Here is an 18,134-nt window from a genome sequence, read left to right as displayed (position 1 = left end):
GAGACGTGCTATAACACGCAGATGGGAGTCAAATATGGATTATAAGAATGCTGGAGTGGATATTGAAGCGGGATATAAAGCGGTTGAACTGATGAAAGAGCATATCGATAAAACCATGAGGAAGGAAGTACTGTCCGGTATTGGTGGTTTTTCCGGAGCCTTTTCCTTAAAGAGTTTTATGAATATGGAGGAGCCTACCTTAGTATCAGGTACCGATGGAGTAGGAACCAAATTAAAGCTTGCATTTCTATTGGACAAACATGATACCATTGGTATTGACTGCGTTGCCATGTGCGTAAATGATATTGCCTGTGCCGGCGGGGAACCTTTATTTTTCCTGGATTATGTTGCCTGCGGTAAGAATGACCCTGAGAAGATTGCTGCCATCGTAAGTGGTGTGGCAAAAGGTTGTCAGGAAGCAGGCGCAGCCTTAATAGGAGGAGAAACAGCAGAGATGCCAGGCTTTTATCCGGTGGAGGAATATGACCTGGCGGGATTTGCAGTAGGTATCGTAGACCGTAAGAATATGATTGACGGCAAAGAGCTGAAAGCAGGAGATGTCTTAATTGGATTGGCGTCTTCTGGAATTCACAGCAATGGTTATTCTCTTGTACGAAAAGTATTTAATATGAATACAGAGTCTTTGAATACTTACTATGAGTCTCTGGGGTCTACCTTAGGGGAAGCCCTTATAACGCCTACACGTATTTATGTAAAAGCTTTGTCTGCCTTAAAAGAAGGGAAGATAAAAGTAAAAGCCTGCTCACATATAACCGGAGGCGGTTTCTATGAGAACATACCCAGAATGTTAAGAAACGGTGTCCATGCCTATATTAAGAAAGACAGCTATCCTGTTCCTCCTATTTTCGCGATGCTTGCAAAAGACGGGTCTATTGAAGAGAAGGTTATGTATAATACCTATAACATGGGAATCGGTATGCTTATAGCTGTGGCTGCCGAGGAGGCAGATAGAGCTGTTACACTTTTAAAGGAAGCTGGAGAAAGCCCCTATATTGTTGGGGATATCAAAGCAGGAGATAAAGGAGTAACCTTATGCTAGGCTTAGGAATACTGGTCTCTGGCAGTGGAACCAATCTCCAGGCTATTATCGATAATATCAATAACGGTAAGATTACCAATGCAAAGATAAAGGTTGTTATAAGCAATAAGGACGGTGTTTATTCTCTCGTCCGTGCGAAGGAGAATAATATTCCGGCGGAAGTAATCGCTCCAAAGAATTTTCCGGATAGAGCTGCTTTTCATAAAGAGCTGCATCGGAAACTGAAGGAATATGAAGTGGATCTACTGGTGCTTGCAGGATATCTTGTGGTTCTACCGGAAGATATCATTCGTTCCTATAAAGATCGGATTATAAATATTCATCCATCACTTATCCCCTCCTTTTGCGGAACCGGTTATTATGGACTCAAGGTTCATGAAGCAGCACTGGAACGCGGGGTCAAGGTTACGGGAGCAACGGTTCATTTTGTAGATGAAGGAACGGATACCGGACCGATCATACTCCAGAAAGCAATAAAAATTCAGGAAGGAGATACTCCTGAAATACTGCAAAAGCGCGTAATGGAGGAAGCTGAGTGGGAGCTTTTACCTGAAGCCATAAATTTAATCGCGAACAACCGGGTCTTGCTGGAGAATAATAAAGTAAGGATTCTTTCTTAGTTAAGGCTGAAAACTCTTTGCAGTAGTGAGTTTCAAACGTCTTTTCGCTAAAAGAAATGGTAATGTATCAATACAATGATCGGATAGGCAATTGATTGGAAGGTGAGGTTTGGGTATGAGAGTACTGATTATCGGTGGCGGCGGAAGGGAACATGCCATAGCTTATAAAATTGCACAAAGTAAAAAAGTAACAGAATTATTCTGCGCTCCTGGAAATGCAGGAATAAAAGAATATGCAGCCTGTGTACCTATTGGTGTAATGGAATTTGAAAGACTTGCAGACTTTGCTGAAAAAGAGAGCATTGATTTAACCGTAGTCGGACCCGATGATCCACTGGTTGGAGGAATCGTAGATGTTTTCAAACAAAGGGGGCTTCGTGTCTTTGGGCCGGACAAAGCAGCGGCTGTTATAGAAGGTTCAAAGGCGTTTTCAAAAGATCTTATGAAGAAATACAACATTCCTACAGCAGGTTATGAAACATTTACCGAAGCCTCAAAGGCTTATGATTATCTCAATAACTGTACTTATCCCGTTGTATTAAAGGCAGACGGTCTTGCCTTGGGTAAAGGTGTACTTATCTGCAATACCAGGCAGGAAGCCTGTGATGGAGTTAAGCTTATAATGGAGGACAAGCAGTTTGGTTCCTCCGGAGATACCATGGTAATAGAGGAATTTATGACTGGCAGGGAGGTTTCTGTTCTTGCATTCTGTGACGGTACAGATATCGCAGTCATGACCAGTGCCCAGGATCATAAGAGAGCGAAGGATAATGATCAGGGCCTCAACACCGGCGGTATGGGAACTTTCTCTCCCAGTCCTTTTTATACCAAAGCTATAGATGCCTACTGTATGGAGCATATTTATAGACCTACTATGGCTGCCATGAAGAAAGAAGGCAGGAGTTTTACCGGTATACTTTTTTTTGGTTTGATGCTAACGGATAAGGGGCCTATAGTAATAGAGTATAATGCCAGATTTGGTGACCCTGAGACGCAGGTGGTATTACCAAGGCTTAAGAACGATATTGTAGAGGTTTTTGAAGCATGTGTGGAGGGAAGACTTTCAGAGATCAGACTGGATTTTGAAGACAATGCGGCAGTATGTGTTGTACTGGCTTCCCAGGGTTATCCGCTTTCCTATGAGAAAGGTTTTCCCATTGAAGGACTTGATGAATTTAAGGATAACGACAGTGTTTTTATTTTCCACGCCGGTACAGCCAATGACCAGGAAAGGATAGTAACGGCAGGCGGTCGGGTCTTAGGGGTCACAGCCACGGGAAATACTTTGAAAGAAGCCAGAGAAAATGCATATCAGGCAGCAGAGAAGGTGACTTTTACCAATAAGTATGCCAGAAGTGATATCGGTAAAGCAATTGATGAAGTATAAATTAATATAGTATATAGCCTTAGAAGAGGATGAATATTTTGACATTCATTCTTTTCTTTTTTTATGTCGATATAAATTATTAAGTAATCTGACGACAATGTCACAGAAGTGCCATATGTATTTTGTAGAATATTGAAGGACAAGGAATAATATGGAATTCAAATAGGACTCCTGATTAACATAAGAAGAACCGGACACAAGAAAAACAGTTTTCTAGAAAGAGGAAGGGATTTATGGAAAAAAGAACTAATTATCACAGAATAATTGTATTTATGTTATGCTTAAGCTTATTTGCATTGCAGATATTACCTACATATACAATTAAAGTTCAGGCTGAAAGCCAAGGAACTGTCACAGCCACCAGTCTTAATGTTCGTTCCGGTCCCGGAACAAGTTATGCAATTGTTAAAGTAAAAGGCAGTAATGCCTTTTTAAAAAAAGGTGAAAAAGTAACCCTGGTTAAAAAAGAAGGCGATTGGTATAAGATATCCTTTACCTTCAGTGGAGTTAAATCAGAAGGTTATATTCTAGGAACCTATATAAGTAAAAGCACAGGCACTGCCACACCGACTGCAACACCGACTGCAACACCGACACCTACCCCTACATCCACAGATAAGACTTCAACCGGTACAACAACAACTGTTCCTTTGAAAATCAGTGCTGTAGTCACAGCTACCAATGTTAATGTAAGAAGTTCAGCAGGCACCACCGCAAAAAAGGTTGCTGCGGTAGGTAAGAATCAAAAAGTTACAATTACAGATGAGGTTATAAAAAATTCTCAAAAATGGTATAGCATATCCTATACCCTGAATAAGAAAACAATTAAAGGGTATGTTATCAGTGACTATGTCAAGTTGTCGATTACTTCGGCGGTAAATGGAACCGTAACGGCAGCAGTTAAAATAAGAAAACTGGCCTCAGACAGTTCTGTCTATATAAAGGACAGTAAAGGAAATAATATAACCGTAGCAAAAAAGGCTGCTGTTACTGTAGCATCTGAAAGTACGGATAAAAACGGGAAAAAATGGTATAAGATTACCTATAAGAAGGGCAGTGTGAAATACACGGGTTATATAGCTGCCAATCAGATTCTATTTACGAAAAAGACTGTAACCACAACGCCTACCCCTACGGCGACACCAAAACCTACGGCGACACCAAAACCTACAGCGACACCTGAACCTACCACAACACCAAAACCCACCACAACACCTACGGCAACCCCGACACCTACTGTTACCCCAACACCTGGTGCAACTGACGGGTATGTACAATACAATGGTTCCGTTTATGTGTATGTAAATATTAAAGGCACACAGGATTTTCTGCTTACAACCTTATATGTGCCAGTAACCTTAGCGATTAATGAGAAAGTTACCATATTGAATACAGTAACAGAGAACTCCGTTCAATGGTATTATGTAAGCTTTACCAAAGGCGGAAAAGAAGCGAAAGGTTATGTCCAGACCTCCTTTATTGCTAATGGAACAGGCAGTTATGTGGATGGAACGGTTATGGATTTCCTAAACTATGGAACGCCAACTACCACGGTAACGCCTACAGTAACACCATCAACGGGAATGACCAATACTGAATTTGAAAATTATGTAACGGCACAGGGCTTTCCGGAGAGCTACCAGGCTGGTCTTCGTGCCTTGCATCAAGCTCATCCGACCTGGGTATTCAATGCGTTTCATACAGGAATTGATTGGGAAACAGCCATAGCAAAAGAAAGTGTGCTTGGTGTAAATCTTATAACCAATGGTAAAAGCATTGAGTGGAAATCGCTGGCTGCGGGTGCTTATAAATGGGAGACAGATACCTTTGTACCCTTTGACGGTTCTACCTGGGTAACACCGTCAACAGAAGGACTTCGATATTATATGGATCCAAGAAATTTTCTTACGGAAAAAGGGATTTTTCAATTTGAGACCCTGGCATTTAACAGTCAGTACCAGAATACTGTAGGCGTGGAAAGCATTCTGTATAATACTCCTTTGTATAATAAAAACTATTCTTTTGTAAATGATTCCGGAGCAACTGTAACAAAATCTTATGGAGAAAGCTTTATGGATGCAGCAGTTTATTCCGGTGTAAGTCCGTACCATCTGGCCAGCCGATCCAAGCAGGAGGTAGTTACAGGAGTAACTAGCTTGAGCGATAGTGTATCAGGAACCTTTTCCGGCTATCAGGGACTTTACAATTTCTTTAACATAGGTGCATACCACAGTACTGCAGCTGGCGGTGCAATAGCCAATGCCCTTAAATATGCAAAGAACGGAACAACCAGCAGCAGCTTGAACAGCCAGTATCTGATTCCCTGGGACAACCCTTATGATGCCATTGTCGGAGGTTCTTATATTATCGGCAGTACTTATATAAAAAGAGGCCAGGATACAATATATCTGCAGAAATTCAATATGACTGCTACTTCAACTTTCTCACATCAGTATATGGCTAATATCGAAGCACCTAATGCTGAGGCGGCAAAAACGTATTCAGCTTACAGCAATATGAGTACCATGCCATTGGTGTTTTCGGTGCCGGTATATTTAAACATGCCGGAAACTGTGAGCCAGGTACCTGTTAAAGCCTATAATCCGAACAACTGGCTTAAGACTTTGGCAGTAGATGGTTACAGCTTATCCCCTACCTTTGATTTAAAAGCTGATCAGCAGTATTCCCTCATTGTACCTAACAGTGCGGCTGCGATCAAAGTATCTGCCAGTGCTGTAAGTACGAAAGCTAACGTACAGGGAACCGGAAACATAATATTAAACACAGGCAATAATATAGTTACCATAACTGTAACAGCAGAGAATGGCAATACCAGAAATTATATCATCAATGTTTTCAGGGAGCAGCAGTAACCCCTTAAAACGAAAGAGAGGTAATCCTTATGAAAAACGGACATAAAATAGTGGTCGGATTATTTTTATTTGCACTGATAGTAATTTTCCCGGCCAAAGTATGTATGGCAGCCGGGGTAAGTGTTAATATTAAGGCAGATAACAATTATCTCAAAAAAGGTGATTCGGTAATTATTAGTATTAATCTTTCGTCGGATGAACTCATAGGAGATTTTGAAGGGTATCTGTCATATAATGCTGATATATTGGAATTTCAAAATGATGGTGGTGTTGCCGCAGGCGGAGAAGGCCTTATTAAAATTACGGATATGGGAGTGCAGGAGGGGGATTCCAGCAGAAAATATGCTTTGAAGTTCAAGGCTGTTGGAATTGGTAAATCCACCTTTGCCCTGAATGAAGAAACCGGTATCTATACCTTTGAATCTGCAGATAAAATGTCAGCCTCCAGCAATCAGTTGGAAGTTGAAGTTGCGGCAGAGGATAAGGCCTCAGAGAATGCAAATCTGAAGGAACTCAAAGTAAATCCCGGAACCCTCACAGGTAATTTTGATCCCAAGGAGAATAATTATTCCTTAACCATTGATCAGGATACCAACCAGCTTGTTATCAGTGCGTTACCCGAAGACAGTAATGCTACTGTAACAATAAACGGTAATAAAGATTTCAAACCTGGGCATAATTCTGTTGAAATTAATGTGAAAGCTGCTTCGGGGAAGGTTAATATCTATAAATTGGACGTTGTCAAAGAAGAGACAGCGGCAGGTACGGAAGAAGAGAATAATGAGCCGGGAGACAGTGAGGAGACTGAACCGGGCAAGATAAAGCTTGAGAAGACAGGGGAAGAGACTTACCTTACAGGAGGTTTCTATCTGCATCTATTGACTCCAGAAGAGGAAGTTGTAATACCTACTGGTTATACAAAGACATCTCTTATAATAAATGGTGTATCGGTTTCAGTATATACCAATACAGCGGATATTGACGGTGACTTTCTCTTATTGTACGGGGAGAATATACACGGACTGAAAGGTTTCTATCAGTATGACAGAAGAGAGAATACCATACAGAGGTTCAATCCTGTCAGTATCAAAGAAGGTGAAAAGTTAGTTATAAATAAAGAAACAAGAGAAACGCAGCATTATCAGAACCAGATCATGATTCTTGGTATCGCAGCAGCTGTATTGACTGGAATCTGCAGTGCTCTTGCTATCGGCATAATTAAGCTTCTGCTTAAAAATAAAGGTTCCGAAGATTAAGTTGTTGCTACTTGACATTTAGAATATATTTGTTATACTGGCAGTATAACAAATATAACGAATGTTGCGGGAGGTGGTTAATTTGATAGTGACTATTGATTTTAATAGTGATGAAGCTTTTTACATCCAGCTATGTAATCAGATTATATTTGGTATAGCCAACGCTGAGTTCAGAGACGGTGATAATCTCCCCTCTGTGCGTGATCTGGCAGATGATATCGGCATTAACATGCACACTGTGAATAAAGCATATACTATTTTAAGACAGCAGGGATATGTTAAACTGGATCGCAGAAAAGGGGCAGTAATAGCTGTAAGTGTCGATAAACTCAAAGCCATGGAAGAATTGGCGCTTGAAATGCGAGTACTGCTTGCCAAAGCAGCCTGCAAGAACATCAGCTGTGAAGAAGTTCACGAAATAGTGGATCGAATATTTAGTGATTTCAGTTCCGACCCCAAAGAGAAAGGAAAGCCGTAACCGAAATCACATCCGGACAGGAGGATGTAGCTATGTTATGCGATAAGTGTAAGAAAAACGAAGCAAAACTTTATTATACGGAAATCATTAACGGCGAGAAGAAAGAACAACATCTCTGCGAAGAATGTGCTTTGGAATACACCTCTTTTTCCATGGGTTCAGGAATGTTTAATAAGGAAATGACACTTGGTAACCTGTTGTCCTCCATACTTGGCAATTATCAGGCCCCCGGAAGCCTCCATGGAACGGAGCAAGGGGAAAAGGAGCCCAGTTGCAAGAACTGCGGAATGACTTATTCAGAGTTTTTAAAAGAAAGCCGTTTCGGATGTGCTGAGTGTTATGAGAGCTTTCAGAAGGTACTTGAGAAGAGCCTTAAGAGCATTCAGGGTGCTGATACCCATAACGGCAAGAGACCAAAAGGCTTTGAAACAAAGACAGAAAAGCTGGTGAAAGAACTGTCTGAAATAGATAAATTATCCATAAAGCTTCAGGATGCCGTGGAAAAAGAAGAATTTGAGGAGGCAGCCAGAATAAGAGATCGAATCCGTCAGTTAAAGAAGGAGGAGATGAACAATGCCTAAGTGGTATAAAGAAAACGGAAAGAACAGTGATGTAGTAATTTCAAGCCGTGTAAGGCTGGCAAGAAATTTAAAGTCTTTTCCATTCTCAGCTAAGCTTACAGATAACCAGGCAATAGAACTGGTAGAAAAGTTAAAGGAAGCAACAGCTGTTCTGGAGGCGAAAGAAACCAAGAAGTATTACAGCTGTAATGTTGATTTGTTATCAGATTCGGAAAAGACAGCAATGGTAGAGAGGCATATAATAAGTCCTCTTTTGTTGGACAGAGAACAGAGCACAGGACTTATCCTGTCAGAAGATGAAAGAATCAGTATCATGTTAAACGAAGAAGACCATCTAAGAATACAGTCCATTACCGGAGGTATGAATATAATGGGTGCCTTCGCTGAGGCCAATGCTGCTGATGACATCGCAAGTGAATTATTCGAATATGCCTACCATGAAAAATATGGTTATCTCACCTCTTGTCCCACTAATGTTGGAACAGGACTTCGTGCATCCTATATGATGTTTCTGCCTGCTTTGACTGTAACCGGCAAGATTACCAAGCTTGCAGAAGAACTGTCCCAGTATGGAATCGCTCTAAGAGGAACCTATGGAGAAGCATCTAAAAGTGTGGGCAATCTTTATCAAATATCCAACCAGAAAACATTAGGCAGTATGGAGAGAGAAATTATTGACCGTCTTAACCGTATTGTAGAACAGGTAATGAAACAGGAACGCAGATATAGAGAATATATCCTGACGCATAACTATGATGAATTTGAAGATAAGGTTCATCGTTCCTTTGGTGTACTAAAATATGCAAAGCAGCTTTCTTCTGTGGATGCAATGACGTTATTGTCACAGGTGAAGTTAGGCGTTGATCTGGAGCTTATAGCTTTAAAAGAAGAATGCAATGTTCATGAGTTGATGATGGAAATACAACCTGGGAATTTACAGTGTATCCTGGATAAAACAATCGGAAGTGTAAGAAGAGACACTTTCAGAGCAGATTATGTAAGAGAGAAGCTGCCGGATATGGTTTAACCATAAAAAACGGCCTTCCGGAAGAGAAGTTCTTGCACCGGATGGTTTTCAAAGAATAAGAAGGAAAAGGGTATATATAAGCTGAATATGGTTTTTTCCTTTTCAAAGCATAAAATTATAAGTTTTGCAGCACATTTTACACTTTGAAAAGGAAAAAACTAATATTCAACTTATATAGTACCTTTAACCTTTAAATGGGTAAAAGAAAATTGAAAAGAAAGGATGCCACTGACAGATTCTTTTACTCCACTGATTTTACGAGTGGCGCAACAGGTGTAAACTATGAATGAGAGATATACCGAAGAAGCAAAACGTGCTATTAATTATGCCACAGAAGTTGCTTATAAATTATCCCATAATTATGTAGGTACAGAACACCTTCTCATTGGTTTGTTACAATCCGATGGTGTGGCAGCAAGAGTTCTGGAGAAAAACGGAGTGGAAGTAAATAAGGTATTGGAGCTGGTAAATCAGCTGATTGCTCCCAGTTCTACCATGGAAGCAGTTGAAGTAGACGGCTTTACCCCAAGATCAAAGAGGATACTTGATCAGAGCTTTAAAGAAGCAGTAAGGTTAAAGAGCCAGTCCGTAGGAACTGAACATATTCTGATCGCACTTATCAAAGAATCAGATTGTATTGCAGTAAGACTGTTAAATACCCTTGGTATTAATCTGCAGAAATTATATGTGGATCTGTTAACCGCTATCGGAGCAGATATGAATACTGCCAAGAATGAATACTCCGCTAATAAAAGCAAAGCAAAAGCAAAATCCAATACCCCTACCCTGGATCAGTACAGCAGGGATTTAACGGAATATGCAAGAGAAGGCAAGTTAGACCCTGTAATCGGCAGAGAATCTGAAATCCAGAGAGTTATACAGATATTGAGCAGACGTACCAAGAATAATCCCTGCCTGGTAGGTGAACCAGGTGTAGGTAAGACTGCCATTGCAGAAGGACTTGCCAGAAAAATTGTTGAAGGAAATATACCGGAAGTGATTAAAGATAAGCGGGTACTTACCCTGGATCTGTCCGGAATGGTTGCAGGCTCTAAATACAGAGGTGAATTTGAAGAAAGAATCAAGAAGGTAATCAGTGAAGTAATGGGTGACGGCAATGTACTGCTGTTTATCGATGAGATTCATACAATAATCGGAGCAGGCGGAGCAGAGGGTGCCATTGACGCCTCAAATATATTAAAGCCTTCACTGGCAAGAGGTGAGCTGCAGCTAATTGGTGCTACCACCAGAGAAGAGTACCGTAAATATATCGAGAAAGACGCCGCATTGGAGAGAAGATTCCAGCCCGTTGTAGTAGAAGAGCCCTCAGAAGAGGAAGCTATCCTTATCTTAAAGGGTTTAAGGGACAGTTACGAAGCACATCATAAGGTTAAGATTACCGATGAAGCATTGGAAGCGGCAGTTAAGATGTCCAGCCGATATATCAATGACCGCTATTTACCTGATAAAGCCATCGATTTAATGGATGAAGCAGCCTCCAAGGTAAGGCTCAGTACTTATATTACTTCTCCTGAGGTAAAAGAGCTGGAAACGCAGATTCAGACATTGGAAGAGCAGAAAGAACAGGCAATCAAAAACGAAGAATATGAGAAAGCCGGAGATTTAAAGAGACAGCAGGAAGAAATAACACTTAATCTAAATGCCTTGCAGGTAAAAACCGAAAAGGAAAAGCAGGATAATCTCTTGATTGTTGGTGAAAATGAAATTGCAGATATTATCTCAAGCTGGACCAAGATTCCTGTTAGAAAGCTTGAGGAAGAAGAATCTGAACGTTTAAGGAATTTAGAGAAGATCCTTCATGAAAGGGTTATCGGGCAGGAAGATGCAGTGTCAGCTGTTTCCAAGGCAATTCGAAGAGGCAGAGTGGGCTTAAAGGATCCGGGAAGACCTATTGGTTCTTTCTTATTTCTCGGGCCTACTGGTGTAGGTAAGACTGAACTTTCAAAAGCCCTGGCAGAAGCTATGTTTGGCAGTGAAAATTCCATGATTAGAGTAGATATGTCGGAATACATGGAGAAGCATAGTGTCTCCAAGCTCATCGGTTCTCCTCCGGGATATGTTGGTTATGATGAAGGCGGTCAGTTAAGTGAAAAGGTAAGGCAGAATCCTTATTCCGTTATTCTTTTTGATGAGGTGGAAAAAGCCCATCCTGATGTATTTAATATCCTTTTACAGGTATTGGATGATGGTCATATAACCGATGCCCAGGGAAGAAAAGTAAGCTTTAAAAATACCATAATTATCATGACCTCCAATGCAGGTGCCCAGAATATTATTTCTCCCAAAAAACTTGGTTTCGCTTCTGTCAGTGATGAAAAGGAAGATTACAAGAAAATGCGTGAAGGGGTACTGGAGGAAGTTAAACGTATCTTTAAGCCGGAATTCATAAACAGAATTGATGAAATGATCGTATTCCATTCCCTTTCCAAAGAGGATATCAAGAGCATTGTAGGTATCATGCTTGCCACTATCACAAAGAGAGCAAAACAGCAGATGAGCATTAACCTTGAAATAGGTGAAGAGGTGACTGCACATATAGCTGAAACTGGCTTCGATCAGAATTATGGTGCCAGACCTTTAAGAAGAGCCATCCAGACAAATATTGAAGATAAGCTTGCGGAAGAAATATTGGAAGGTAAGATTAAGAGCGGAGATACAGCTTTTGTTGAATTAATCGACAAAGAAATCAAAATTTCCAAAAAATAATTCAAAACTTGTGAATAATCCTGTGGAAATTGACACGAAAATATAGTATAATATGAGCTATAATCATAAAGCGTAACATTAAGCGGAGAAGGAAGGCAGCACTTCCTTCTCCAGATGATTAGCATATATGACTAAAGGAAAAAGCAAGCATTTATCTATTGGGAGGATTTTTACATGTCAATTGTAAAAGAGTTAATTCGTAAAGAAAGCAATGGGACAATAAGTTTCGGAAATTATGAATTAAGCGAGAAATCCAAGGTCAATGATTTCGAACATAATGGCGATTTGTATAAAGTTAAGACCTTTAAGGAAATTACAAAATTAGAGAAGAACGGTATGATCGTGTACGAATCAGTACCTGGAACCTCTGTAAATGAGATGAATATTACCGAAAGAGAAATCAGTTTTACAGTAGAAGGTTATGAGGATTCTCAGATAACTCTTGAACTGGAAGCAGAGAAGGAATATAAGATCTATATTGATGATACCAACTTAGGTAAGGTGAAGACGAATCTTGGCGGTAAACTGAATTTTAGCGTGGAGCTGGGTACCAATAGTGGTAAAGCTGAGGTAAAAATAGTAAAGAGTTAATGAAAAAGTAATATGAATAGCAAGAATATTGGAAAGGAGAGGATAATTCCTCTCCTTTGTTACAATTTGGGATGTAAAATAAAGGCAATTGTGTAAGAAATCCCCTTAATTCCATACACAATTTCCAATCAGTATGAAAGTGTGTGTAATCGCAATGGGAGGATTGTATGGCCAAATCAAAGAATGTATTCTTTTGTACGGAATGCGGATATGAGAGTTCAAAATGGATGGGACAGTGCCCTGCCTGCAAGACCTGGGATACTTTTGCAGAAGAACCGCCATTAAAGAAAGGTGAAAAAAGCAGAAGTACCGGAATTCTTACGGAACCTCAGCTGTTATCCGCTGTAAGCGCAACGGAAAATAACAGGGTGACAACAGGACTGCAGGAAATGGACAGAGTTTTAGGCGGGGGTATCGTAGTCGGCTCTTTGGTACTGGTAGGAGGAGACCCCGGAATAGGAAAATCTACCCTGCTACTTCAGATTTGTAAAGAATTAACCGATAAACAGCATAGAGTTTTGTATATATCAGGTGAGGAATCCCTTCATCAGATTAAGATGAGGGCAGACAGGCTTGGTATATTTAAAGGAGAATTACTTCTCTTAAGCGAGACGAATCTTGACAATATTGAAGTAATCATAAATAAAAATAAACCTGAGATTGTAATTATCGATTCTATCCAGACCATGTATAAAGAAGAGATTGGTGCAGCACCGGGCAGTGTAAGCCAGGTAAGAGAAACAACTAGTGTGCTGATGCATATGGCGAAAGGCCTTAATATATCAATATTTATTGTAGGTCATGTAACCAAAGAAGGAGTGGTAGCAGGCCCCAGAGTATTAGAGCATATGGTGGATACTGTGCTGTATTTTGAAGGAGAGAATAAAGCTTCTTACAGAATTCTTCGTGGTGTAAAGAATCGATTTGGTTCAACCAATGAAATCGGTGTCTTTGAGATGATGGACCAGGGACTCAGAGAGGTAACAAATCCTTCGGAATACATGCTTCAAGGAAAACCTGAGGATGAACCAGGCTCTGTAGTCGCAGCTTCCATGGAGGGGACAAGACCTATACTGGTAGAAGTGCAGGCGTTAGTCTGCCAGACGAATTTTAATATGCCAAGACGTACGGCAGCAGGTACGGATTACAACAGGGTAAACCTCCTGATGGCAGTGCTTGAGAAAAGAATCGGGCTTCAGATGGCATCCATGGATGCTTATGTCAATGTTGCCGGCGGAATGAGGATCAATGAACCTGCATTGGATTTGGGTATAGTTCTTGCCATATTATCAAGTTACCGCAATCTTGCTTTGGACAGTCATACCATCTGCTTTGGTGAGATTGGTCTTACCGGCGAAGTAAGAGGTGTCAGTATGGCAGACCAAAGGGTGGCAGAAGCGGAAAAAATGGGCTTTAAGGTCTGTATCCTTCCTAAGACAAATGCTGATTCCATTAAAAAAACAAGCATGAAGCTGATTGGCGTAAAAAATATCAGAGAATTGAACAGGTTATTTTCACAGGGAAGCTCCTTATAAACGAGGTAATTGTGTGATGCAAATGATATTTCACATGCAAAATAGTGCCTGTGGCTCCTAGATGCAGGCTGTGAGAAAGGTTGGTTATTGATATGGATTGTATGAAAGACTGCGCAGAAATTGACAGATTATTGGCGAAGCAAGATGAGTTTATTAAGAGTATAGGTGAGATAGTAAAAAATCTTGATACCTCCCAATTAAAAGTTGAAAAGAATGCATTTGATGCAATTAACAGCTCAGATACATCCTTAAACCTTGTAAAAGATGGTATAACCTGTGTAGATGACTTATTGGACAGAATTAAATCGTTGAATGAAGTGGTAGAGAACTCTTCCCAAAATATGAATCAAATGAAGAACCTGTCAAATATGATCGTAGGATTTGCAGAAGTGATTGGCGGTATCTCCAATAAAACCAATATGTTATCCTTAAATGCATCCATAGAAGCAGCCAGGGCCGGCGAGCAGGGAAAGGGATTTGCAGTAGTAGCCGGTGAGGTCAGAAATCTAGCCTCCCAATCAGCGAAATCATCGAAAGAAATCTCAGAAACCATTGCATCCATACAATCCTTTGTTACAGAGACCGTGAAAGCCATGGACAATATCTATGATATCGTAAAGAAGCAAAATGATATGGTAAGTGACGTTAAGAAGGTATTTCAAAAAATTCTTGAAGCAGCCTATATATCAAATGATGTTTCCAGAAACGTTGAACATGAAATCGCCTATCAGAGAGATATCACTGATAATGTAAAAGATACTCTGCAGATGCTCATTGAGTTAAAGGAACAGATGAACTGAAAATATGAACTATAGCAATTCATTAAAAAAAGTATAATAGAGTTTAAAACAATACTAAAAAGACTGAAATAGGTCTAAAACTAAGATAAAAACAAGACAAAAGACAAAAACAAGACAAAAGACAAAAACAAGACAGAAATAGAGTCTAATACAAAGACAAACACAAGGCTGGAATATATGACAAAACAGAAGGAGAAAGAGCTGTTATGCTCTTTCTCCTTCTGCTACGATCTGCTCTAGAACCTGTATTAAATCCTGTATATTATTCAATGTGACATTTCTTTTTAAAATCGAATCCTTTAGTTCTATGGGCAGGGATTCAAACCTATCTTTAATTGCTGGTGCAACATATGACATAATGACAACCTCTTTTCCGGATTTGCTCCATTTCACTTCCAAAAACATTATCTCCTGATTTATAAAAAATATGCATTTACTAATTGATAAAAATTATCCAGTCACATATTTGCATTGGAAAATACATATTATTTAGTAATATACCGGAGAAAGAAGGAAAAACAATGGATTTTACACAAAGCAGAACGTTTATGAACTTGCAGCGTGCTTTTGAGGGTGAACTTATGAGCAGTACAAGATATCGGATAGATGGAATTAAAGCAAGACAGGATGGTTATATCCAAATCGGTAATGTATTTGATATAATTGCCGGATTTGAAAGAGAGCATGCCACCATCTGGCTTCAATTAATCAATCAGGGAACAATGCCAAGCACTCTGGAGAATCTTAGACTGGCAGCTGCATCAGAAGAAGCGAAAGGAAACGATACCTATAGACAATATGCAGAAACTGCCAGAGAAGAAGGATATATCCAGATAGAAGCGCTTTTTAATGGCGTTGCTAATATTGAGCTGAATCATGAGGTGATTTTTGAGAACTTTGCCAATGATATTGAAAACAATGAGGTATTTTGTAAAAGAAGTCAGGTATTATGGATTTGTATAAACTGTGGAAATATTCTGGGTGGTGTTTGTGCACCTGCTATATGCCCAATCTGTGGTTTCCCTCAAGGCTATTATCAGGTATATGATACCAATGTATAAAGAAGTATAGCAACTACTTCTTATTGGAATAAGTGTATTTGGAATATGCAGAAAAATCAAAATTGAGTAGGATGACAAGAAAATAAAAAGGGATAATAAAAACAACTGGTAAATATGCAGTAATAAAATAAGGAATAAATTTGAAAAAATATCAGAAAATATATAAGAAAACACAAAAGAAGTATATCTATTGGTAAATGAAATCAATTTACATATGTGTTCGCCTAAGCTATAATTGTGTTCTGTTACTACTAATCAGAAAACAATGGGCTTTGGAGGGCTTCATTCTTAATGTCACATAATATAAAATTTTTCAATCAATATCTGCTTGCAAAGCTGCGCAGGATATACTTTATGGCACTTCCGGAAAATAAAGCGGACTATAAAAAAAGCAGAGTAAATTTTACGATCGGGGATAGTGCTGCTCAGACAATTGTCCAATTAGCCGGTGGAACCTTTATAGCTACCTTAATGACCTATTGTAATATTTCTGATGCCAACATTGGTATTATTACTTCCTTAGCAAGTTTGGCTGCCATAGCACAGATATTTTTAATCCAGTATATGGGGCGCATAAAGAAATATAAATTTCTTGTATGCTTTACCTCTTTTTTTAGAGTTTTATTTTCTGTTATATATTTTGTACCTTTTTTACCAATAAGTGATGAACTGAAAGCACTATTGATTGTATTGTTCTATTTTCTGGCACAGATATTTGTACAGATAGGAACACCTGCTTCCCAGGACTGGATTGCCAGCCTGGTACCAAGCAGGCTGAGAGGAAAATATTTTTCAATTAAAGACTCAGTAGCTGTATTTGTTGTGTCTGGTACTATGCTAATTGCAGGTGTTATATTTGACTTTTTTAAATCAAAAAGCATTCGCATGGGATTTCTGGTGTTAGGAATTCTTATTTTAGTGCTGGTTATTATCAATGTCATAGCGATGTCTAAAATGAAGGAGCCCCGTGTATCCTATCTGAATACCGAAGGTAAGGAAATGCACGGCAGGCTTGTCAAAAGAGCAAAGGAAACAAACCCGGTAACGCATAAGACAGAGAAAGGGAAACTCCTTCCTGAGCTGGCAGAAGCCTTTAGGGATAAAAAATTTCGCAAAGCATTAATACTTCAGAGCCTTTATATAACAGGCTTTTATATATCCATACCTTTTATAGCCAGTTATCAGGTAAATGTATTAAAGCTTCCTTATACCTTTATGATGCTGGTGGGATTTTTCTGTAATCTATACCGTATCTATATAACGCCTAAGATTGGCAGAATGGCGGACAAATACGGTATGGCAAAAATTCTGCGCTATAGCCTGGCAATACTGGGTTTAAACCTCTTAGCGATAGCTTTTACAGTACCGGCAAATGCCTATCCCTTTCATATCCTGGGAGCACTGTTATCCTCAACGGCCTGGGCCTTTGTAGGTATAGGTTTATTCGGAGTACAGTTGGACTTCTTTAAGAACGAAAAGAGAATGATATGGTTATCCTTAGTATCCTCTTTGTCTGGTGCACTGGGATTTTTAGTCTCGGTAGTGGGCGGAAGACTTCTTAATTTTCTTGAAGGGCATTCGGTTACAATTAATGGACTTTATATATATCCCCAGCAGATACTAAATGTGTTAGGTTTTCTTATACTGATTGGCTGCTCTGTTTATATTAAGTTTCAGATTGAAACAGAGAAAATCGATACGAACAGACAGGATGGAAGGGTATCTGTTTAAGAAGTTGAAAAGGATTCAACATAAAGCATTCGATATATAGAATACAATACACAGAATACAATACACAGCATTCAATACACAGCATTCAATACACGGAATACAATACACAGAATACAATACACAGCATTCAATACACGGAATACAATATACAGCATTCAATATACGGAATATAATACACAGCATTCAATACACATTATTAAATGCACAGGAAAATGAAGGAAATAACAGATATCGTTTTTGAATAACAAAAAATGAGTAAATATGACAAAAGAATTGAATATAATAGTAGAAGAACTGCTATTGAATAGTTTAGAAACAGGCTGTTCGATAGCAGCTTCTTATTATCGGATCATAACTGTCTTGAAACCGATATTTTAAGTGATGGAGGTAATGGAGGTATATATGCA

The 18,134-nt window shown here is 39.4% G+C and carries 15 protein-coding genes; 14 read left to right on the top strand and 1 reads right to left on the bottom strand.

The genetic code is table 11. The features are described from left to right. Positions 1-34 precede the first annotated feature (34 nt). The 12 genes from purM to R2R35_RS06745 all read left to right on the top strand — a co-directional run bounded on the left by purM (position 35) and on the right by R2R35_RS06745 (position 14,935). On the top strand, positions 35-1,060 hold the full coding sequence (gene purM, locus R2R35_RS06800; protein ID WP_317733750.1) for a phosphoribosylformylglycinamidine cyclo-ligase: 1,026 nt from the start codon (positions 35-37) through the stop codon (positions 1,058-1,060). Next, positions 1,054-1,680, top strand: a complete 627-nt coding sequence (purN, locus tag R2R35_RS06795; protein WP_317733749.1) for a phosphoribosylglycinamide formyltransferase — start codon at positions 1,054-1,056, stop codon at positions 1,678-1,680. The genes purM and purN overlap by 7 nt, the downstream gene beginning before the upstream one ends. Positions 1,681-1,795: 115 nt before the next feature. After that, the gene (gene purD / locus R2R35_RS06790; protein ID WP_317733748.1) at positions 1,796-3,067 is read left to right on the top strand and encodes a phosphoribosylamine--glycine ligase; all 1,272 of its coding nucleotides are present in this window, start codon (positions 1,796-1,798) and stop codon (positions 3,065-3,067) included. Between the two features lie 233 nt (positions 3,068-3,300). Beyond that, positions 3,301-5,940, top strand: a complete 2,640-nt coding sequence (locus R2R35_RS06785) for an SH3 domain-containing protein (protein WP_317733747.1) — start codon at positions 3,301-3,303, stop codon at positions 5,938-5,940. Positions 5,941-5,969: 29 nt separating this feature from the next. Then, positions 5,970-7,196 carry a cadherin-like beta sandwich domain-containing protein gene (locus R2R35_RS06780; protein ID WP_317733746.1) on the top strand — a complete coding sequence of 409 codons (1,227 nt, stop codon included), beginning with the start codon at positions 5,970-5,972 and terminating at the stop codon, positions 7,194-7,196. Positions 7,197-7,278: 82 nt separating this feature from the next. Continuing rightward, positions 7,279-7,674, top strand: a complete 396-nt coding sequence (locus tag R2R35_RS06775; protein WP_317733745.1) for a GntR family transcriptional regulator — start codon at positions 7,279-7,281, stop codon at positions 7,672-7,674. A 32-nt stretch (positions 7,675-7,706) separates the two neighbouring features. Continuing rightward, positions 7,707-8,255, top strand: a complete 549-nt coding sequence (locus R2R35_RS06770) for a UvrB/UvrC motif-containing protein (protein ID WP_317733744.1) — start codon at positions 7,707-7,709, stop codon at positions 8,253-8,255. After that, positions 8,248-9,282 carry a protein arginine kinase gene (locus R2R35_RS06765; protein ID WP_317733743.1) on the top strand — a complete coding sequence of 345 codons (1,035 nt, stop codon included), beginning with the start codon at positions 8,248-8,250 and terminating at the stop codon, positions 9,280-9,282. The genes R2R35_RS06770 and R2R35_RS06765 overlap by 8 nt, the downstream gene beginning before the upstream one ends. A gap of 282 nt (positions 9,283-9,564) precedes the next feature. Next, positions 9,565-12,009, top strand: a complete 2,445-nt coding sequence (locus tag R2R35_RS06760) for an ATP-dependent Clp protease ATP-binding subunit (RefSeq protein WP_317733742.1) — start codon at positions 9,565-9,567, stop codon at positions 12,007-12,009. A 174-nt stretch (positions 12,010-12,183) separates the two neighbouring features. Next, a complete protein-coding gene (locus R2R35_RS06755) occupies positions 12,184-12,600 on the top strand; it encodes an endosialidase (RefSeq protein ID WP_317733741.1) in 417 nt (138 codons plus the stop codon). Between the two features lie 167 nt (positions 12,601-12,767). Beyond that, positions 12,768-14,135: a DNA repair protein RadA gene (gene radA / locus R2R35_RS06750; RefSeq protein WP_317733740.1), complete on the top strand. Its 1,368-nt coding sequence runs from the start codon at positions 12,768-12,770 to the stop codon at positions 14,133-14,135. Between the two features lie 92 nt (positions 14,136-14,227). Next, positions 14,228-14,935, top strand: coding sequence for a methyl-accepting chemotaxis protein (locus R2R35_RS06745; RefSeq protein ID WP_317733739.1), 708 nt, complete (start codon positions 14,228-14,230; stop codon positions 14,933-14,935). A 204-nt stretch (positions 14,936-15,139) separates the two neighbouring features. On the opposite strand, the gene R2R35_RS06740 is transcribed toward R2R35_RS06745, so the two are convergent. Next, positions 15,140-15,292 carry a hypothetical protein gene (locus tag R2R35_RS06740; protein ID WP_197032632.1) on the bottom strand — a complete coding sequence of 51 codons (153 nt, stop codon included), beginning with the start codon at positions 15,290-15,292 and terminating at the stop codon, positions 15,140-15,142. Between the two features lie 164 nt (positions 15,293-15,456). Here R2R35_RS06740 and R2R35_RS06735 point away from each other — a divergent pair, with 164 nt between their 5' ends. Both R2R35_RS06735 and R2R35_RS06730 read left to right on the top strand, forming a co-directional pair. Beyond that, positions 15,457-15,996: a rubrerythrin family protein gene (locus R2R35_RS06735; RefSeq protein WP_317733738.1), complete on the top strand. Its 540-nt coding sequence runs from the start codon at positions 15,457-15,459 to the stop codon at positions 15,994-15,996. Between the two features lie 291 nt (positions 15,997-16,287). Further along, on the top strand, positions 16,288-17,727 hold the full coding sequence (locus R2R35_RS06730; RefSeq protein ID WP_317733737.1) for an MFS transporter: 1,440 nt from the start codon (positions 16,288-16,290) through the stop codon (positions 17,725-17,727). Positions 17,728-18,134 lie beyond the last annotated feature (407 nt).

The organism is Anaerocolumna sp. AGMB13020 (genome assembly GCF_033100115.1).
Taxonomy (GTDB): domain Bacteria; phylum Bacillota; class Clostridia; order Lachnospirales; family Lachnospiraceae; genus Anaerocolumna.
Note: the sequence above shows the minus strand (reverse complement) of the source record. Positions and strands in the feature narration are given on the sequence as shown.